Source organism: Exiguobacterium sp. s168 (assembly GCF_018619035.1).
In the GTDB taxonomy this organism is placed as follows: Bacteria; Bacillota; Bacilli; order Exiguobacteriales; family Exiguobacteriaceae; genus Exiguobacterium_A; species Exiguobacterium_A acetylicum.
Window position 1 is genome coordinate 188885 of sequence record NZ_JACSNE010000003.1, and the last position, 18152, is coordinate 207036.

Below are 18152 nucleotides of genomic sequence, written 5' to 3' on the forward strand. Positions count from 1 at the left end.
TTGTTTGTTATACTAAAGCAGATATTAATTGACTTTTTGGGGATGAAGGGGGAAGCGAAACCATGGGACGCGGAGAAATCCAACGTAAACCGGAATGGTTGAAAATCAAGCTGAATACGAATGAAACCTACACAGAATTAAAAAGTATGATGCGCGAGAAAAAGCTACATACTGTCTGTGAGGAAGCAAAGTGTCCGAATATCCACGAGTGTTGGGCGGTACGCCGGACGGCGACGTTCATGATTCTCGGAAGTATCTGTACACGTGCGTGCCGTTTTTGCGCCGTGACGACAGGACGTCCGAACGAACTCGATCTCGAAGAACCAAAACGTGTCGCGGAATCCGTTCGTTTGATGAACCTGAAGCACGCGGTCATCACAGCGGTCGCTCGTGATGATCTGAATGATTTCGGAGCAGGCGTTTACGCTGAGACGGTTCGTGAAGTTCGTCGGATGAACCCGGAGACATCAATCGAAGTCTTACCTTCAGACATGGGTGGGAATTTCGAAGCTCTGAAAACATTGATTGACGCACAACCAGACATTATGAACCATAACATCGAGACGGTTCGCCGTCTGACACCAACTGTTCGTGCAAAAGCCACATACGACCGGACGCTTGAATTCCTTCGTCGTTCGAAGGAGCTCGCACCTGAAATTCCAACGAAGTCGAGCTTGATGCTTGGTCTTGGTGAGACATGGGAAGAGATTCTCGAAACGATGGATGATCTTCGCGCAAACAACGTCGACATCATGACGATCGGTCAGTATCTCCAACCGACGAAAAAGCACCTCGACGTCATAAAGTACTATACACCGCAAGAATTCGCTGAACTGAAACAGATTGCGCTTGGTAAAGGCTTCTCACACTGTGAAGCTGGTCCACTCGTTCGTTCATCGTATCATGCAGATGAGCAAGTCAACGCAGCGAAAAAGAATAAAACAGCACTTCCGATCGACTAACGATCAACGACCGTTCGAGCAGCTGACTCGGACGGTTTTTCGTCTGTCAGGAGAAATGGAATATGCTATGATAAGAACAGCAGGAGGTGGGAATAATGATACAAGTCAATCGGGAACGTTATGAAGTCGTCGAAGAGAAACGGGAAGGCTTTAATGAAGAAGCCTTCATCGGTCGTTTCAGCGATGTCCTTGAGAAATATGATTATATCGTGGGCGACTGGGGGCACGGTCAATTACGACTACGTGGCTTCTATGAGGATCAACACGAGAAAGCGACATTCGATACGAAGATTTCGCATGTGGCTGATTATCTCTACGAATACTGTAACTTCGGATGTGCCTATTTCATCGTCAAGAAGGTCGGATTGGTAGAAGGAGAAGAAGCACCACCTCGCTTCGACGGTTCTTCATCCAATACGTTGAAGTTGAAACGGAAGTTCGCACCTGCACCAGACAAGACGGAAGGCGAGTAATCAAACTGTCATACAGAAAAGCGTTTCTAGTGGAAGAAATTCGGCTATTACTATAAGTATCACGTACCTATAGGGGGAACTATCCATGCGAATCGTTGGAATTTACTCATCCGTACCAGAAGTCGTCAGTGCCGTGCACGATCTCCGTGTTGCGGGTGTCGTCTCGACTGATTTAAAAGTCTTAGCGCACGACAAATACGATCTCGAACAAATCGAGGAATTGGCGGATCTAAACAACCAACAGACATCCACGCGTCTGTCGCAGGAAGATCATCGTAATCTATGGCAGGAAATCAAGAGTATCTTCAAAAAAGATGAATCGGTCTCTCATGGAGATGCCATCCACGGAAGTGGCTTGACGAAGGAAGACGTCGATCGTGCGAATCATGCAGTCGAAAGTGGTCAGTTCGTGTTACTTGTCGGTGATGAAGCGGATCAGCATTCAGAGCGCCGCGCTCATGACGAGTCAGATAATACGAATGTCTTCAGCGGACCGAACACACTAAATGAACGAAACGATCGTCTCTTATAAGACAAAAAAGCCTTCGTCCCGCGACGAAGGCTTTTTTCATAGACCGATATAAGCGCGAAGATACATTTCGAGTTCCGTTGCCGCATCGTCTTCGACGTCAAACGCCGTTGCGATGTAGCCGGGTTCATCGAAATCATCAGCGCCGATGATTGCATACCGATTCGATAAGAGATTCAAGACGAGAATCTTACCGTAAAAATGTTCCGAATGCGTGATGGCGAGATCAAAGCGACTTGCTTCCCCAATCCAACTGACGAAGCGTGTCTTCGTTTGTTCGACATCATCATATAAAAAATCACGTTCTTCCATCATTCAGCTTCCCTCATTTCCCTAACATCTGTTTCAGATTAAAGGGTTTGGGGGACTTTTTGCAAGTATGGTTTACGCGATAAGCTATGCTCGGCGATGACTTTTCGAATCGTCCGTGTCTTTGAACGCATGACGAGGGATGTCGTCTCAACGATATCATCCGTCAAGAACTTCACGCCATCGAGCATTTCGCCTGTCGTGACGCCGGTCGCGGCGAAGATGCAGTCGTCGCTTTTGATCAGGTCGTCGAGCGTTAAGAGCTGAAGTGGATCCGCTAGACCCATTCGGATGACACGAGCAGTTTCTTCCTCGTTCATCGGATGTAAGCGTGCTTGCATGTCGCCGCCCATTGCTTTAACGGCAGCAGCCGTGATGACACCTTCAGGCGCACCGCCTGTTCCGATGAAGATATCGATTCCTGTTGCAGGAGAAAGTGGTGCGATTCCAGCTGAGACATCACCGTCTTCAAACAGACGGACGCGTGCGCCCATCCGCATCGCTGCTTCGCGGAAGTGATCGTGACGCGGGCGATCCTGCATGATGACCGTGACGTCCTCAATCCGTTTATTGTTGTATTGAGCTGCTTTTTCAATAATGACTTCAAGTGGATCGTCGAGCGAGACGTGCCCTTTTAAGTTTGGTCCAACTGTTAATTTATCCATATACATATCGGGTGCGTGGAGCAGGGCACCTTGATCGGCGACGGCGATGACGACCATCGCATTACCGAGACCTTTGGCAACGATGTTCGTACCTTCGAGTGGGTCGACAGCGATGTCAACGATTGGACCGTTTGCTGTTCCGACACGTTCGCCGATGAAGAGCATCGGTGCTTCGTCGAGTTCGCCTTCACCGATGACGACCGTTCCGTTCATGTTGACCGTGTTCAAGACTTCGCGCATCGCAGTCGTTGCTGCATCATCCGCTTCATTTTTCTTACCGCGACCAATCCATTGAGCAGAAGCTAATGCTGCTGCTTCCGTAGCGCGTACGATTTCCAGTGCGAGTTCCCGTTCCATGTATATAACCTCCACGTCACCAATGTGACATACTATTTTCAGCAAAAATCTAAATTGAGGATAACACATTGGGGAATGTGATGCAAATGACCTTTCTGCTTTTCAGGATTGCCGGATAACGATAAAATGGAGGATGTGAGGGGGAATGAAGATGTATTTCGTCAATCGTCAAAAAATCGAAGAGACGGTCGTCTGTTATGAGACGGCACTTCGACAAAGTAAGGAAGTTACGGGGGATCCGGTGACGACAGCACTGGCTATGGAGCGAATCGGTTTTTTAGTCATCGAGAGTGTCATCGACATCGGAAACAGTATGATTGATGGATTCATCATGCGGGATCCGGGAAGTTATGAAGATATCATCCTCATTTTAGAAGATGAGAAGGTGATCGATGGACCGCTCGCGACGAGTCTGAAGAAGCTTGTTGCATTACGTACGTTGATCGTCCGGTCATTCACACAATCGAGTATGGCGGAGATTCGGGCGGTACTAGAGACAGAGGAAGCAGAACTACGTCGTTTCCCAGAAGCGATTCGCCGGTATATCGAGACAGAACTCGGACCGGTGTCTGCATTTTTACCAAACGAGGAGTGAGTCAGGATGAAGGCAAAAGGCTATTTATTTGATTTAGATGGAACGATGTACAACGGAACGGAACCGGTAAAAGAAGCGGTCGATTTCGTCAATCGTCTGCAAGCAGAAGGCATTCCGTATTTGTTCGTGACGAATAATGCGTCGATGACGGCAGAAGCCGTGGCAGAGAAATTACGCGGGATGGGTGTTCATTCTGATGCGAAGCACGTCTTAACGAGTGCGATGGCGACTGGTCGTTATATCGCTGATCTGTCACCGAAAGCGCGCGTCTATGCCATCGGAGAAACAGGACTGATTGATGCGCTTGAACGGGAAGGGTTAGACGTCGTCGCAACCGAAGCGGCAGACTACGTCGTCATCGGTCTCGACCGTCAGATCACCTATGAAAAACTCGCTGTCGGTGCCCTTGCGATTCGTGCTGGTGCTCGTTTCATCTCGACGAATGGTGATATCGCGATTCCGACAGAACGTGGTTTCTTGCCAGGTAACGGTGCCTTGACGTCTGTCCTGCGCGTGACGACGGAGAAGGAACCGTTCTTCATCGGTAAACCGGAACCGGTCATGGTCGATATCGCAACGGAGATGATCGGTCTGTCGAAAGAAGACGTCATCATGGTCGGGGATAACTACCATACGGACATTCTGTTCGGAATCAATGGAGGCATCCGGACGATGCACGTCAATTCTGGCGTCCATACACCCGTCTTCATTCAAGGTCAGGATCGTCAACCGACATATATGGTCGATACGTTAGCCGAATGGATTCTATGAATCAAAAAATCCCGAACGAGAATTCGTTCGGGATTTCATGTATTAGAAGACTTGTTCGACTTCAACGACGCCAGCGACTTCTTCAAGAAGGGCACGTTCGATACCGGCCTTCAATGTGATTGTTGAACTTGGGCAGCTACCACAAGCTCCCATCAAACGGAGTTTTACGATTCCGTCTTCTACATCTACGAGTTCAACGTCTCCTCCATCACGAAGAAGGAACGGACGCAATTTTTCAAGAACTTCATTCACTTGATCAAACATTTCCATGCGTAAACACATCCTTTCGTATAGTTTCATTGTAACAGGGTTGAAAAATGTTCTCAATCTGGAAAACTTGTATACTAAAGAGGAGTGAATTGAAAAGGGGGACTTCAAGATGGAAATCACGGTTTATGGGACAGCAGTCACTTGTCCGAGTTGTGTCGGGGCACCCAGCTCGGAAGAGACGTTCAGCTGGTTACAAGCCGTCCTCGGACGGAAATATGAGCAAGCGATGACGCTTCGTTATGTCGATTTCGAGACAGCCACATCGGATCAATGGACGGAAGCGCTGAAAGAGGATGTCTATTTTTATCCGCTGATCGTGCTCGATGATGAGATGATTGACGAGGGATACGTCAAGCTGAAGACGATCACGGCGGCGATTGATGCGAAGTTAAGTCAGACGGGGTGAACGAAAAAAAGAGGTATCCCGAGTCGGATACCTCTTTTGCTCATTTAATCTTTTTGTGTTTCCATAAGACACCGGACTTCAAAAGACGTGGGACTTTCCCCGTCAGTGCTTGCTTGCCCATGACGATTCCGAACCCGTCTGATTTTCCGAGTGATCCGAGCATCCCGCGCAGTTTGATTTCTGGCAGTTTCGGTAATTTCTTTCCTTGCCATTTCGCTTGCAAGACGTCGACGACTTGTTCTGCTTGATGTTCTGCAAGTTGACCACTTGGTGCATACGGTAAACTTGCGCAATCGCCGATGACGAAGACGTTATCGTATTCCGGTACATGATGATGTGCCGTCAATTTGATTCGACCGCCACTGTCTGCAGCAAAGCCGAGATCACGAACGACTTTGACTGGCTGCGTACCTGCCGTCCAAATCGTTAAGTCGGATGGATACGTATCGTCGCCATTTCGCACGTCGTCCGCTGTGACGAGCGTGACGTTCGAATTGTTGATGACCTCTACGTCATGTTCTTCGAACCATTCCTGAACGTAAGACGAGACTTTGTCCGATAAGAACGACAAGACGGATGGTCCGCGGTCGAATAGACGGATCGTCAAATCTTTCCGGCTCTCATGCAGTTCACTGGCAAGTTCGACACCGGATAGACCGGCACCGACGATCGAGACGACGGATCCCGGTGACAGGCCATAGATCGCTTGCTGTGTCTTCCTTGATTCTTCAAGTGTCTGGATGCTATATGTAAACTCTTGAGCACCCGGAATGTTGTGGTATTTATCCTCACAACCGAGAGCGATGATCAAGTCATCATAAAATAATTCTGATCCGTCCTGCAGGTGGACCGTATTCGTCTCCGGTGAGATTTTGATGACATGTCCATATTTATAAGTAAGATGTTTCCCCTCCGGAAATTCAATCCGGACATCCCGATCTGATAATGTACCTGCTGCGAGTGCGTAATATTCCGTTTTGAGTGCGTGGTATGGCAGACGATCGACGAGCGTGACGGCAACTTCCTCGTCCTTGAACCGCTCACAAATCCGCATTCCACCATATCCTCCGCCGAGTACGACCAATTGCTTCATAACGTAAAATCCCCCTTAGTTCCCCTAAATCAGTCTGACCTTGTATAATACGACATGAGGCAGGTCGTTTCCTGCTTGAAGGAGGAAAAAAAGTGAATCCGATTATTGAATTTTGTATCAGTAATTTAGCGGCTGGTACACAGGTCGTCATGGAGCAACTCGAACGTGACCCGAATGTCGATGTCGTCGAATACGGTTGCCTCGGCTATTGTGGCATTTGTTCGCTCGATCATTTTTGTCTCGTCGATGGTGAGACCGTCGTAGGCGAAACACCGGAAGAGTTGCTCGAGAAGATTTACCTGAAAATCGAAGAGAACGAGCTGTAAACAAAGACAGCCAAAAAATCCCCTCGTTCATCTGAACGAGGGGATTCGTGTCCGTCAGCGGGCGCAGCTTTTCGGATCAGGCAGATTGTTGACGGCGCATCATCCATGGTCTTAGTTTCAAGAACAGTGGAATGAAGAGTGCCGAGATGAACAACGCCTTGATAACGTTAAACGGTAAGATACCGGCTGTGATCGCTGTCCATTTGACAGCTGGATCCGCCATGTAGTCCATACCAAGGAACCATGCATACGCTGGCAGGATCAAGATATAGTTGAGGATCGCAAGACCAAGTGCCATCGTGATCGTACCAGCGACGAGGCCAGTTGCGAGACCTTGTGTTGATTTCTTTTTGTGGTAGAACCAGCTGACAGGAAGTACGAATGCGACGCCTGCAGCAAAGTTCGCGAATTCTCCGACCGGAACACCACTTCCACGGAAGATATAGTACAACACGTTCTTCAATGCTTCGACGATGACGCCTGCAACCGGTGAGAACATGATGGCTGCGACGAGAGCAGGAACATCACTGAAATCGATCTTCAGATAGTTCGGTAAGAACGGTAGTGGAAAATTGATTAGCATAAGAACAAATGAGATTGAACCTAACATTGACAGAGTGACCATTTTTTGTGTGCGTTTCATACGAGTATTGTCTCCTTTTGCTCGTTCCTCTCGATGAAGTATTGGCATGACTGCGACCATAAAGAAACCCCTATTGATGAGATCAACAGGGGAGAAGTCCGCATTAAATAAACCTAATCGATTGTTGCAAAAATCGATCAAATTCAAACTCATGCCGCCATCTTCTCCCATCCAGACTATACTGTCGGCTCCTGAATTACACAGAATCAGCAAATAGCGCCCTATTCGCTCGCGGGCTTCAACTCAAGAAGAGTTGTTTACCGCCGGTCGGGAATTTCACCCTGCCCTGAAGATGGAACGATTATTTTATTGTACATACCATTTATACAACGAATTCAAGATAGTTTCAAGCAACTAGGTTTCGATTCGCTCAAAAGTTGCGTATACTAAAGAAAAGGAAGGTGATGACATGATCCATTTAACGGAGGCAGCAGCGTTACAAGTCCAGGACATGATGGCGCAGGCACCAGCAGATGAACGGAATCTTCGGATGCTCGTCCAAGGTGGTGGATGTAGTGGTCTGTCGTACGGAATGGGATTCGATCAACAGAAAGAAACGGATCTCGTTTTCGAACAGCACGGCGTGACCGTCATCGTGGAAGAAAAAGATTATCCGGTCGTCAAGGGACTGGAAATCGATTATAAGCAGTCGATGCTCGGCGGCGGATTTACGATTACGAATCCGAATGCTATCGCAACATGCGGTTGCGGGACATCGTTCCGGACGGCAACGAATGCCGGGACACCGGGTGGCTGTTAATGAATCCAATCGTGGACGATGTCCACGATTTTTTTATTGCCTTCTACAGGAGACCAGTTCCATTGACTCGAAATATTAAGAGAGTGAATGCTACTACGAACAGGGAGGGCTTCAAGATGAGAAAAGTATTGATCTTCGGGGGAACACGCTATTTCGGACGACGCTTAGCGATTCGGTTAGCCGATTCGGGGGATGATGTGACGATCGTCACACGCGGTGAGCATACTCCACCGGTCGCAAAGGGCTTGACATTCTTTAAAGGGGATCGGACGTCGAGTAGTACGATGAAGGACTTGAGCCAACAGCACTGGGATGTCATTTATGACAATATCTGTTTCACGCCGTATCAAGCAAAGCTCGCGGTCGACGCGTTTGAAGGAAAAGTTGGACGCTACGTGTTGACGTCGACGATGTCTGTCTATGAAGACGGTGGTGCGAATATCACCGAGCGTGCCTACAATCCGTTTCCCGGGAAATATGACCTTGAGAAGGAACATGGATATGGCGAAGGGAAACGCCAAGCGGAGAGTTATTTCTTCCAACGGGCGACATTCCCAGTCGTTGCCGTCCGTTTCCCGGTTGTTCTCGGACCCGATGACTATACGGAGCGACTTGTCTTTCATATCAAGCGGGCGCTTGGCAGCCGTCCGATCGTTGCTGAAAACACATACGCAAAGATGGGTTATATCTCAAGTTACGAAGCCGCTGCCTTTCTTGAGTGGTGTGGTCGCTCGGAACTGACGGGACCGATCAATGCTGCAAGTGACGGTGTCTTATCGATTCAAGACCTATTGGATAAAATCGACCGCGTTGCGGGAACGACAAGTCAACTCGTCGCAAAAGGAGAGGATGAATCACCGCTTGCGCCAGAACGCGATTTCTATATGGATACAACAGCTGCGAAACAAGCGGGCTATCTGTTCCAACATGTCGATGACTGGCTCGATCGTTTGATTGAAGAGGAGGTGCGCAATCACCAATGATGCAGTTAATGAAACCAACTCTTGCGTGGGAGACAGAGTACCGCGCCTTTTTAGAAGACTGGCGAGAGTCGGGCGAAACGATTGTGCCGGAAGCAGTCGGAGACACATATGAACCGCTCGGCGCTTATTTTGCGGAACTCAAGGAGATGGAGACGACGGTCAGACCGGGTCTTGTCACCCATTCGACGTACTGGATGGTCGACGGGCAACGAATCGTCGGTGCGCTGAACTTCCGGCATGATTTGACGGAGAACTTGAAGTTATACGGCGGACATATCGGATACGGGATCCGACCATCCGAGCGTCAGAAAGGGTATGCGACGATCGGTCTTCGATTGGCGCTTGAAGAAGCACGACAACATGGACTGGATCAAGTGTTACTGACGTGTGGCGTTGATAATCTAGCATCACGTCGTGTCATCTTAGCGAACGGCGGACGAGAAATCGAGCCGACTGTTCGTAATGGACGCGAGACACGTCGCTTCATCATTGCGTTATGAATATTCGTAAAGCGCGTCTTGAAGATGCGTCAGCCATCGCGCGCGTTCATATCGATGCCTGGCGCGAGACGTATCAAGGGATCATCCCGGCTCCGTATTTAGCACAGTTGTCGCATGCGAAACGGACGAAACAATGGGAGCAGACGTTAGTCGATGAGCGCGTGTATGTTGTGGAATCAGAAGACGAAATCGTCGGATTTGCGCAAGGCGGACCGAATCGAAGTGATGCGCGTGAAGGGGAGCTCTATGCGATTTATGTCTTACAAGCGTCTCAAGGGCAGGGATTCGGGAAAGCGTTGTTTCACCAGATTGCTGATGATTTAGCGGAGTATGAGACGATGCAGGTTTCTGTCTTGCGAGATAATCCTGCGTGTCAGTTTTACGAACGATTTGGTGGTCAGGTCTTCGAAGAATCGACGATTGAGCGTGGTGGAGTCGAACTCGTACAAGGGATTTATCGGATACCTGTTAAAAGATCATCCGTATGAAATCGGACGTTTTCAACATCTTAAGTGTGATTCCATCAAAATGAGAGGTCGGGCTCCGGTATGTCATCCGGAATCCGACCTCTCATCATTTGCAGTCATTCACATATATCTCAAGAATGATTCGTTACTTTTTCAAACAGACTCGTCGAGTGTTGCGGGTGACGAGCAGATGGATCAACGAGAAGCTTCGCTTGGTTAACGGCGATCGGTGCTTCACCGAATCCTGTGGCGATCAGTTTAACGCGTCCTTCGTAAGTCGCAATATCACCACAAGCGAAGACACCTGGAATCGCTGTCTCCATCTTCGAGTTGACGCGAATCGAATTGCGTTCGAATTCAACTTCCCATTCTTTAAGCGGTCCGAGTGACGAGACGAAACCGAAGTTACAGACGACATCGTCAGCAGCGACAACGACGACTTCGCCGCTTTCAGCATGTTTGAACGTCAGCGTCTCGATGTGCGTCTCACCTGTGACCGATTCGAGCGTGTATGGTGTCATGACGTTGACGGACGAATCGTGTAAAAGTTCGACCGAATGTTCATGGGCACGGAACTTATCGCGACGGTGGACGAGCGTGACGGATTTTGCGATCGGTTCAAGCATCAATGACCAGTCGACTGCTGAATCGCCGCCACCAAGTAGGACGACTTGGCGATCCTTAAAACGCTCCATGTCGTTGACGAAATAGTGTAAGTTCGTCTCTTCGAAGCGTTCTGCGTCCGCGACGCCGAGTGGACGTGCAGCGAACGAGCCGTTTCCTGCCGTCAAGATGACGGTCTTCGTATAATGCTCGCCTTTGTTCGTGACGAGGCGGATGATTCCGTCATCCATACGTTCGTAAGCGATGACGGTCTCACCGAGCACGTACGTCGGATCGAATTCATTTGCTTGTTCAAGCAATCGATCGACCAGTTCCTGCGCTTTTACTTTCGGAAAACCGGCGATATCGTATATATATTTTTCAGGATAAAGTGTAGCGAGTTGACCACCTAATTGAGGTAGACTCTCGATGACCTTCGTCTTCATCTGGCGCATCCCTGAATAAAACGCGGTGAACAGTCCGACCGGACCGCCGCCGATGATCGTGACATCATATGGTTGGTGCATCTGATTCCCTCCTAGCGTTGGATAGGTCTATTATATAGGAAGTAGGGGGTGAGGGTGCAAGTGCGGGACATCTCACATTTTTTTAAGGGAAATGACATTTTTCTTTTGCAATCATTCCTAAAAAGTGTTTCAATAGGCTTATAGACATGTGAACATTATTTGAACAAAATTTTTGAGCATTCGTTTGTAATTGAATGTGAAGAAAATCACAACAAAACTACGATTCGTAAGGAGTATCAGAACATGAACACACCTAACATTGTTATTCTTGGAGCGGGCTACGGTGGATTGATCACAGCAGTCAACCTTCAAAAGAAACTCGGCGTCGATCAAGCGAACATCACGCTGATCAACAAACACGACTATCATTACCAAACAACTTGGTTGCACGAACCAGCTGCAGGTACGATGTCTGCGGAGCAAGCGCGCATCTACATCAATGATGTCATCAACCCGTCACGCGTCAAACTCGTTAAAGGTATCGTTGAGAAAGTCGATACGGCTGCTAAAACGGTTCTCTTACAAGATGGCGGAACAGTTCCTTACGATTACGTTGTCGTTGCTCTCGGTGGCGTTCCTGAAACATTCGGTATCAAAGGATTGAAGGAACACGCGCTGACAATCAGCTCGTTGAACAGCGTCCGTAAAATCAAGGAACATATCGATTACTCATTCGCACAGTACAAAACAACAGGATCACAAGATCGTTCACTCTTGACGATCGTTGTTGGTGGTGCTGGATTCACAGGAATCGAGTTCATGGGTGAACTCGTCAACCGTATTCCAGAACTGTGCAAACAATATGATATCCCACGCGAACTCGTTCGTGTCGTCAACATCGAGGCAGCACCGACAGTCCTTCCAGGATTCGATGCAGATCTCGTCAACTACGCACACAAATGGCTCGAGCGTCAAGGCATCGAGTTCAAACTCGGTAACGGCATCAAGGAATGTGGACCAGGAAGTGTCACATTCGGTCCGCTTCAAGGCGACACAACTGAAACAATCGAAGCGAACACGATCATCTGGACAGGTGGCGTCAGCGGTAACCCTGTCGTTGCAGCATCTGGTTTCGAAGCAATGCGTAACCGTGTCGTCGTCGAAGAAGATCTCCGTGTTCCAGGACACGACAACGTCTTCATGATCGGTGACTGTTCAGCAGTCATGGATCCAAGTTCGAACCGTCCGTACCCACCAACTGCACAAATCGCGACACAACAAGCACACAAAGTCGCTGAGAACATCGCAGCACTCATCGCTGGTCGTCAAACATCGACGTTCACGTACGAGAACAAAGGAACGGTCGCTTCACTTGGTCATAAAGACGGTATCGGCATGGTCTTCGGTAAGAAGATCTACGGTCGTAACGCATCGTTCATGAAAAAAGTCATCGACAACAAACACTTCTTCGAACTGAAAAAACTTGGTCTTGCGATCAAAAAAGGGAAGTTCTAAGTTCACGTTTTAGGCAAATGTACACTCGTGCATTTGCCTTTTTTGTCGGTTATACTAGAAGAGATTCAAAGGGGGAACAGTATGCATATCATTCAAGCCGTGATCGGGAGTGTGCTTTATCTCGTCATGTTCTTCAGTATCGGATTCATCTTAAACATGTTGTTGCGGAGTACATGGGTGATGCTCGTACTCTATCCGGTCATCATCATCATGATGATCGACAACCAATCAACGCTCGAATACTTCACGAATGCTCGTGAAGCGATTCCGAATCTTGGGGACCGGATTGCTGGTCTACAGACAGCGGATATCACGATGTTCGCGGCTGGTCTTGCCGGAATCATCATCGCCGGTCTATCGATTCGCTTCTTGCGTAAGAGCGGTTACCAAATGTTTTAAAGTCTACTTGAGTAAGTAGGCTTTTTTCGTGTCTGAAAAACCGTTATAATAAAAACAATGTCTTTAAATAAATGTGTAAGAGCAGATTGGGTTGAGAGCGAATGGATAAACAAATGTACCACGTTATCAAGGTATTGAATAATAATGTCGTCATTTGTTCGACTGGTGCGAATCAGGAAGTCATTATCCTCGCAAAAGGGATTGGCTTCGGTCGGAAGCCAGGCGATCAACTGACAGATCTCGACAAGTTGGAAAAAGTCTACACGTTGAAGGATAAAGAAGAACAGGATCAATATAAGGCACTCGTCGGTCAACTCGATGAAAATTTCATCGCGCTGATGAATGAGATCGTCTCGATGATCGAGACACGCTTCGGAAAAAAGGTCGACGAACATATCCATATCGGATTGACGGATCATTTGACGTTTACGTTCAAGCGACTAGAACAAGGAATGGAAGTCACGAATCCGTTTCTTGCCGAAACGGAAGCCCTGTATCCGGAAGAGTACGCCCTTGCAGAAGAAATCGTCGAGTTCATCAGTGCCGAGATGAATTTTTACCTACCTCCAGCGGAGACAGGATTCATCGCACTTCATATTCATTCTGCGACGAACTTCAAAGACGTACTCGAAGTTAACCGCCATCATCAACTCGTCGGTTTAATTGCTAGTCATATCGAACAGCGACTGGAGATTAAAATCGATCGAAAATCGCTTGATTACAAGCGTCTGATTCGGCATCTTCGTTCAGCGATTGAAAGGGTTTCCAATGGGGAGTATCTAGAGGCTCCAGAAAAAGTAGAAAAGCTATTGCGTGAAGAATATCCGCTATGCTATGATACTGCTTGGGAGCTGATGTCCATCATGGAACGTCAGTTGAAGAAAGCGGTACCGCGCGGTGAGGCGACGTATCTTACGATGCATCTGCAACGCTTAGTGCAGTACGATTCAGGTAAATGACCGCACGGACTACGTGTTACTGATACGATCAGGCATGAGTGGGATGTCGGGCAAGAAGCTTTATTTCCGTTATTCAACGGGATAAGTCTATTGTCTACAATCCGCTCGTGCCTGATTTTTTTCTGTAAAAAAACGGTCAGATGTCTGACTTTTTTCGTCTCAATCATTGGCATTATTCATCATACTTCGCTCTTAACAGGAAAAGGAGGAAACACACATGTTCAAACAGATTTTTGCTGTTCTTCAACGTGTCGGTAAAGCGTTGATGCTTCCTGTAGCGATTTTGCCAGCTGCCGGTATCCTACTCGGATTCGGTAACGCGATGCAAAATCCGAACTTGACGTCAAAACTCGAGTTCTTAAAAAATGATGCAATCATCAAGGTTGCAAAATTGATGGAAGCAGCCGGGGATATCATCTTCGGTAACTTAGCACTCTTATTCGCGGTCGGTGTCGCGATTGGTCTTGCAGGGGACGGCGCAGCCGGACTTGCGGCAATCGTCGGATTCTTGATCATGAACAAAACAATGAGCGTTTGGCTCGGCGTTACACCAGAAATGGTTGCTAACGGTCAAGGGTATGCAAACGTACTCGGTATCCCAACACTTCAAACTGGGGTATTCGGTGGTATCATCATCGGTCTGATCGCAGCTTGGGCGTATGGGAAGTACCATAATCTCGAATTGCCACAGTTCCTCGGATTCTTTGCTGGTAAACGTTTCGTTCCAATCGTTACTGCTGTCGTTTCATTGTTCGCAGGTCTTGTACTTGTATTCGTTTGGCCGTTCGCTCAGGACGGATTGAACACATTCTCCCACTTCATGATGGAGAAAAACCCAACACTCGCAGCATTCGTCTTCGGTCTCATCGAACGTTCGTTGATTCCATTCGGTCTTCACCACATCTTCTATGCACCATTCTGGTTCGAATTCGGTTCGTACACGAATGCAGCAGGTGATGTCGTTCGTGGTGACCAAGCGATCTTCTTCGCTCAATTGAAAGATAACGTTGAATTGACTGCTGGTACGTTCATGACTGGTAAATTCCCGTTCATGATGTTCGGTCTTCCAGCGGCAGCTCTTGCTATGTACCACGAAGCTCGTCCTGAGCGCCGCGCAGTCGTTGGTGGTCTTCTTGGATCAGCAGCACTTACAGCATTCTTGACAGGTATCACAGAGCCAATCGAATTCGCGTTCTTGTTCGTTGCTCCAATCTTGTTCGCAGTTCACGCAGTCTTCGCAGGTCTCTCGTTCATGACGATGCAATTGTTGAATGTTAAGATCGGTATGACATTCTCTGGTGGTTTGATTGACTTCCTTCTCTTCGGTGTTCTTCCAGGACGCACGCAGTGGTGGCTCGTCATCGTCGTCGGTCTTGCACTCTCTGTCATCTACTATGTTGGATTCCGTTTCGCAATCCGCAAGTTCAATCTGAAAACTCCAGGTCGTGAAGATGCAGCGCAAGAGACTTCATCTGCTCAAGGTTCTGAACTCGCTGAAGGTATCCTTGATGCACTCGGTTCAGAGTCGAACATCAAACACTTGGATGCATGTATCACACGTCTTCGTGTCGAAGTTCTCGACAAATCGAAAGTCAACAAAGATGAGTTGAAAAAATTAGGTGCTGCTGGTGTCCTTGAAGTTGGTAACAACGTTCAAGCGATCTACGGACCGAAATCAGACAACATCAAGTCTGAAATCCAAGCCGTCATCGCATCACGTAAACAAGAAAAAACAGTCTAAAGTTTTTAGAGTGAGTCCTTCTGCGGAAGGGCTCTTTTTTTTTGGAAAAATCTTTTAGAATCGTTTTGCGATAGAATATTTTAGGGTATGAAATAAGTAGTTTGTTTAAAAAAGGAGGGAATATACGCATGTGGAAAAACGTGTTTGGTGTCTTACAGCGGATCGGTAAGGCCCTGATGTTACCGGTAGCGATTTTGCCGGCAGCGGGGCTATTGCTCGCGTTCGGGACAGCGTTTCAAAACCCGAACTTGACGCAATATTTACCGTTCCTCGAGAACGATTCGCTAGTCGTCATCTGGCGAGTCATGCAGGATGCGGGTGATATCATCTTTGCGAACCTCGGATTACTGTTTGCCGTCGGGGTCGCGATTGGTCTTGCGAATGGGGAAGGAGTTGCCGGTCTAGCAGCAATCGTCGGTTTCCTGATCATGAACAAGGTCATCAGTTCGTTCTTACAGATCACACCAGAAAAAATCACGGAAGCACAGAAGGCGAGTGACTTGTCGTATGCGACGGTCCTCGGGATACCGACCTTGCAAATGGGGGTATTCGGAGGGATCATTGCCGGTTTGATAGCAGCGTACAGTTATAATAAATTCTTTAAAATCAAACTGCCTGATTTCCTCGGATTCTTCGCAGGGAAACGTTTTGTTCCAATTGCAACTGCCTTATTCAGTCTTGTCGCCGGGTTTGCCTTATCGTATATTTGGCCACCGATCGGCAGTGGAATCAACACATTCTCGAAAACAATTATCGAAGCGAACGAACCGTTGTCTGCCTTTATCTTTGGACTCGTTGAACGTTCGTTGATTCCGTTTGGTCTTCACCATATCTGGTACTCAAGCTTCTGGTTCCAGTTCGGGGAATATACGGATAAAGCCGGAACGATCATTAACGGGGATCAGCGGATCTTCTTCGCACAGTTGAAGGACGGTGTACCATTCACGGCAGGGACGTATATGACCGGAAAATATCCATTCATGATGTTCGGTCTGCCAGCAGCCTGTCTTGCGATGTACCATACCGTTGCGAAGGATCGTCGTAAAGCCGTCGAAGGTCTTTATTTCTCAGCTGCGTTGACTTCTTTCCTGACTGGTATCACGGAACCAGTCGAGTTCTCCTTCGTATTCGTTGCACCACTCTTGTTTGCCGTTCACGCTGTCTTTGCAGGTCTTTCATTCATGATCATGGATTTACTGAACGTCAAGATCGGGATGACGTTCTCCGGTGGATTGATTGACTACACGTTATTCGGGATTCTACCGAACCGAACCTCGTGGTGGCTCGTCATTCCAGTCGGTCTTGTCTTCGCCGTCATCTATTACTTCGGATTCCGCTTCGTCATCACGAAATTTGATTTGAAGATTCCAGGTCGCGAAGCAATTAAAGAAGGTGCCGCTACCTCAACGGCACAAGCAGGCGATCTACCGTATGAAATTCTACAAGCATTCGGTGGTCCATCAAACATTAAACACTTAGATGCTTGTATCACGCGTCTTCGGATTACGGTCAATGATAAATCAGGAGTCAACAAAGATCGCTTGAAAGAGCTCGGTGCTGCCGGTGTTCTTGAAGTCGGAGATAACGTCCAGGCGATCTTTGGACCAAAATCCGATGGAATCAAGTCAGAAATGGCAGATATCATGAAAGATCCAAATTATAAACCGAAAGAGACACCAGAAGCCGATCCAATTCCACAAGTACCAACGGGAGACGAAGCACGGACTTCTGGAGCTGGTACAGCAGCAGATGCCGGTCCACTCGCTGGGGATCGTGGTGGGGCTTACGTGCCTGAAGATGGATATGTCGCACCATTAAGCGGTATCATTCGTTCTCTCGATGATGTACCGGACCAAGTGTTCTCCGGTCGCATGATGGGTGACGGATATGCAATCGAACCAACGGAAGGATATGTTGTCTCTCCAGTCTCTGGTGAGATCACGACGTTCTTCCCGACGAAACACGCGATCGGTATTCTTGCGGATAATGGAGATGAAATCTTGATTCACATCGGTATTGATACGGTGTCACTCGAAGGAAAAGGGTTCGAGGCGTTGGCGAAAGCCGGCGATCGTGTCGAACCGGGGACACCACTCCTCAATGTGGATCTTGAACAAGTACGACCACTCGTACCATCATTACTGACACCAATCATCGTCACGAATAGTGGGGATCGAAAAGTTGATGTTGATGTCGGACGGACGGTCGAAGCCGGAGAAGCAATTTCGTATCGTGTAGAGTAAAGAAGAAAAGTGACGGATCGTCATAGGGAGGCCACTGAAAAACTTCAATACTTTGTATCGTATTGAACAGTTTAAGACGAAGATACCGGATTTCCACTCAGGGAATCCGGTATCTT

General features: G+C 48.0%; 22 protein-coding genes and 1 riboswitch. Of the genes, 16 read left to right on the forward strand and 6 right to left on the reverse strand.

From position 1 onward, the window contains the following. Positions 1-62: 62 nt before the first annotated feature. The 3 genes from lipA (at position 63) to KNQ15_RS03685 (ending at position 1967) form a co-directional block, all read left to right on the forward strand. The gene (gene lipA / locus KNQ15_RS03675) at positions 63-962 is read left to right on the forward strand and encodes a lipoyl synthase (RefSeq protein ID WP_035406024.1); all 900 of its coding nucleotides are present in this window, start codon (positions 63-65) and stop codon (positions 960-962) included. Positions 963-1057: 95 nt separating this feature from the next. After that, the gene (locus KNQ15_RS03680; protein WP_056062847.1) at positions 1058-1435 is read left to right on the forward strand and encodes a YutD family protein; all 378 of its coding nucleotides are present in this window, start codon (positions 1058-1060) and stop codon (positions 1433-1435) included. An 85-nt stretch (positions 1436-1520) separates the two neighbouring features. Further along, positions 1521-1967, forward strand: coding sequence for a general stress protein (locus tag KNQ15_RS03685; RefSeq protein WP_214727844.1), 447 nt, complete (start codon positions 1521-1523; stop codon positions 1965-1967). Between the two features lie 36 nt (positions 1968-2003). On the opposite strand, the gene KNQ15_RS03690 is transcribed toward KNQ15_RS03685, so the two are convergent. Together KNQ15_RS03690 and glpX are read right to left on the reverse strand one after the other, a co-directional pair. Continuing rightward, positions 2004-2279 carry a DUF3055 domain-containing protein gene (locus KNQ15_RS03690; RefSeq protein WP_023469147.1) on the reverse strand — a complete coding sequence of 92 codons (276 nt, stop codon included), beginning with the start codon at positions 2277-2279 and terminating at the stop codon, positions 2004-2006. Between the two features lie 35 nt (positions 2280-2314). After that, the gene (gene glpX / locus KNQ15_RS03695) at positions 2315-3295 is read right to left on the reverse strand and encodes a class II fructose-bisphosphatase (protein ID WP_053454122.1); all 981 of its coding nucleotides are present in this window, start codon (positions 3293-3295) and stop codon (positions 2315-2317) included. A 151-nt stretch (positions 3296-3446) separates the two neighbouring features. Between glpX and KNQ15_RS03700 the strand changes: the two genes are divergently transcribed. Together KNQ15_RS03700 and KNQ15_RS03705 are read left to right on the forward strand one after the other, a co-directional pair. After that, a complete protein-coding gene (locus KNQ15_RS03700) occupies positions 3447-3890 on the forward strand; it encodes a DUF86 domain-containing protein (protein WP_023469145.1) in 444 nt (147 codons plus the stop codon). A gap of 6 nt (positions 3891-3896) precedes the next feature. Then, positions 3897-4661, forward strand: a complete 765-nt coding sequence (locus tag KNQ15_RS03705) for a TIGR01457 family HAD-type hydrolase (protein ID WP_023469144.1) — start codon at positions 3897-3899, stop codon at positions 4659-4661. A 42-nt stretch (positions 4662-4703) separates the two neighbouring features. Here the strand turns inward: KNQ15_RS03705 and KNQ15_RS03710 are convergent, their stop codons facing one another. Beyond that, entirely contained in the window at positions 4704-4931 is a 228-nt protein-coding gene (locus KNQ15_RS03710) for a NifU family protein (RefSeq protein ID WP_012371190.1), read from the reverse strand. Between the two features lie 109 nt (positions 4932-5040). Between KNQ15_RS03710 and KNQ15_RS03715 the strand changes: the two genes are divergently transcribed. Beyond that, positions 5041-5337 (forward strand): DUF1462 family protein, encoded by a 297-nt coding sequence (locus KNQ15_RS03715; RefSeq protein ID WP_056062835.1) that lies wholly within the window; start codon positions 5041-5043, stop codon positions 5335-5337. 40 nt (positions 5338-5377) lie between these two features. Here KNQ15_RS03715 and KNQ15_RS03720 read toward each other — a convergent pair whose 3' ends face one another. After that, a complete protein-coding gene (locus KNQ15_RS03720) occupies positions 5378-6430 on the reverse strand; it encodes an NAD(P)/FAD-dependent oxidoreductase (RefSeq protein ID WP_029342416.1) in 1053 nt (350 codons plus the stop codon). A 92-nt stretch (positions 6431-6522) separates the two neighbouring features. Between KNQ15_RS03720 and KNQ15_RS03725 the strand changes: the two genes are divergently transcribed. Continuing rightward, positions 6523-6756 (forward strand): YuzB family protein, encoded by a 234-nt coding sequence (locus KNQ15_RS03725; RefSeq protein WP_023469141.1) that lies wholly within the window; start codon positions 6523-6525, stop codon positions 6754-6756. A 76-nt stretch (positions 6757-6832) separates the two neighbouring features. On the opposite strand, the gene KNQ15_RS03730 is transcribed toward KNQ15_RS03725, so the two are convergent. Continuing rightward, positions 6833-7399, reverse strand: a complete 567-nt coding sequence (locus KNQ15_RS03730; RefSeq protein WP_029342415.1) for an ECF transporter S component — start codon at positions 7397-7399, stop codon at positions 6833-6835. Between the two features lie 155 nt (positions 7400-7554). Next, positions 7555-7697, reverse strand: a riboswitch (FMN riboswitch). A 111-nt stretch (positions 7698-7808) separates the two neighbouring features. Here KNQ15_RS03730 and KNQ15_RS03735 point away from each other — a divergent pair. From KNQ15_RS03735 to KNQ15_RS03750, 4 genes are all read left to right on the forward strand, one after another. Further along, positions 7809-8159 carry a HesB/IscA family protein gene (locus KNQ15_RS03735; RefSeq protein WP_214727846.1) on the forward strand — a complete coding sequence of 117 codons (351 nt, stop codon included), beginning with the start codon at positions 7809-7811 and terminating at the stop codon, positions 8157-8159. A gap of 116 nt (positions 8160-8275) precedes the next feature. After that, positions 8276-9142: an NAD-dependent epimerase/dehydratase family protein gene (locus KNQ15_RS03740; protein WP_029342413.1), complete on the forward strand. Its 867-nt coding sequence runs from the start codon at positions 8276-8278 to the stop codon at positions 9140-9142. Further along, positions 9139-9642 carry a GNAT family N-acetyltransferase gene (locus KNQ15_RS03745; protein WP_214727848.1) on the forward strand — a complete coding sequence of 168 codons (504 nt, stop codon included), beginning with the start codon at positions 9139-9141 and terminating at the stop codon, positions 9640-9642. The genes KNQ15_RS03740 and KNQ15_RS03745 overlap by 4 nt, the downstream gene beginning before the upstream one ends. Next, the gene (locus KNQ15_RS03750; protein WP_214727849.1) at positions 9639-10130 is read left to right on the forward strand and encodes a GNAT family N-acetyltransferase; all 492 of its coding nucleotides are present in this window, start codon (positions 9639-9641) and stop codon (positions 10128-10130) included. The genes KNQ15_RS03745 and KNQ15_RS03750 overlap by 4 nt, the downstream gene beginning before the upstream one ends. A 110-nt stretch (positions 10131-10240) precedes the next feature. Here the strand turns inward: KNQ15_RS03750 and KNQ15_RS03755 are convergent, their stop codons facing one another. Next, complete coding sequence (locus KNQ15_RS03755; RefSeq protein WP_023469135.1) at positions 10241-11239, reverse strand: NAD(P)/FAD-dependent oxidoreductase; 999 nt, start codon at positions 11237-11239, stop codon at positions 10241-10243. Positions 11240-11482: 243 nt separating this feature from the next. On the opposite strand from KNQ15_RS03755, the gene KNQ15_RS03760 reads away from it, so the two are divergent. From KNQ15_RS03760 to ptsG (KNQ15_RS03780), 5 genes are all read left to right on the forward strand, one after another. Next, on the forward strand, positions 11483-12694 hold the full coding sequence (locus tag KNQ15_RS03760) for an NAD(P)/FAD-dependent oxidoreductase (protein WP_029342410.1): 1212 nt from the start codon (positions 11483-11485) through the stop codon (positions 12692-12694). An 81-nt stretch (positions 12695-12775) separates the two neighbouring features. Then, complete coding sequence (locus KNQ15_RS03765; protein WP_023469133.1) at positions 12776-13093, forward strand: YuiB family protein; 318 nt, start codon at positions 12776-12778, stop codon at positions 13091-13093. A 101-nt stretch (positions 13094-13194) separates the two neighbouring features. Next, the gene (gene glcT / locus KNQ15_RS03770; protein WP_214727851.1) at positions 13195-14052 is read left to right on the forward strand and encodes a glucose PTS transporter transcription antiterminator GlcT; all 858 of its coding nucleotides are present in this window, start codon (positions 13195-13197) and stop codon (positions 14050-14052) included. Positions 14053-14269: 217 nt separating this feature from the next. Further along, complete coding sequence (gene ptsG / locus KNQ15_RS03775; RefSeq protein ID WP_029342409.1) at positions 14270-15793, forward strand: glucose-specific PTS transporter subunit IIBC; 1524 nt, start codon at positions 14270-14272, stop codon at positions 15791-15793. A gap of 128 nt (positions 15794-15921) precedes the next feature. Continuing rightward, a complete protein-coding gene (ptsG, locus tag KNQ15_RS03780; protein WP_058703948.1) occupies positions 15922-18036 on the forward strand; it encodes a glucose-specific PTS transporter subunit IIBC in 2115 nt (704 codons plus the stop codon). Positions 18037-18152 lie beyond the last annotated feature (116 nt).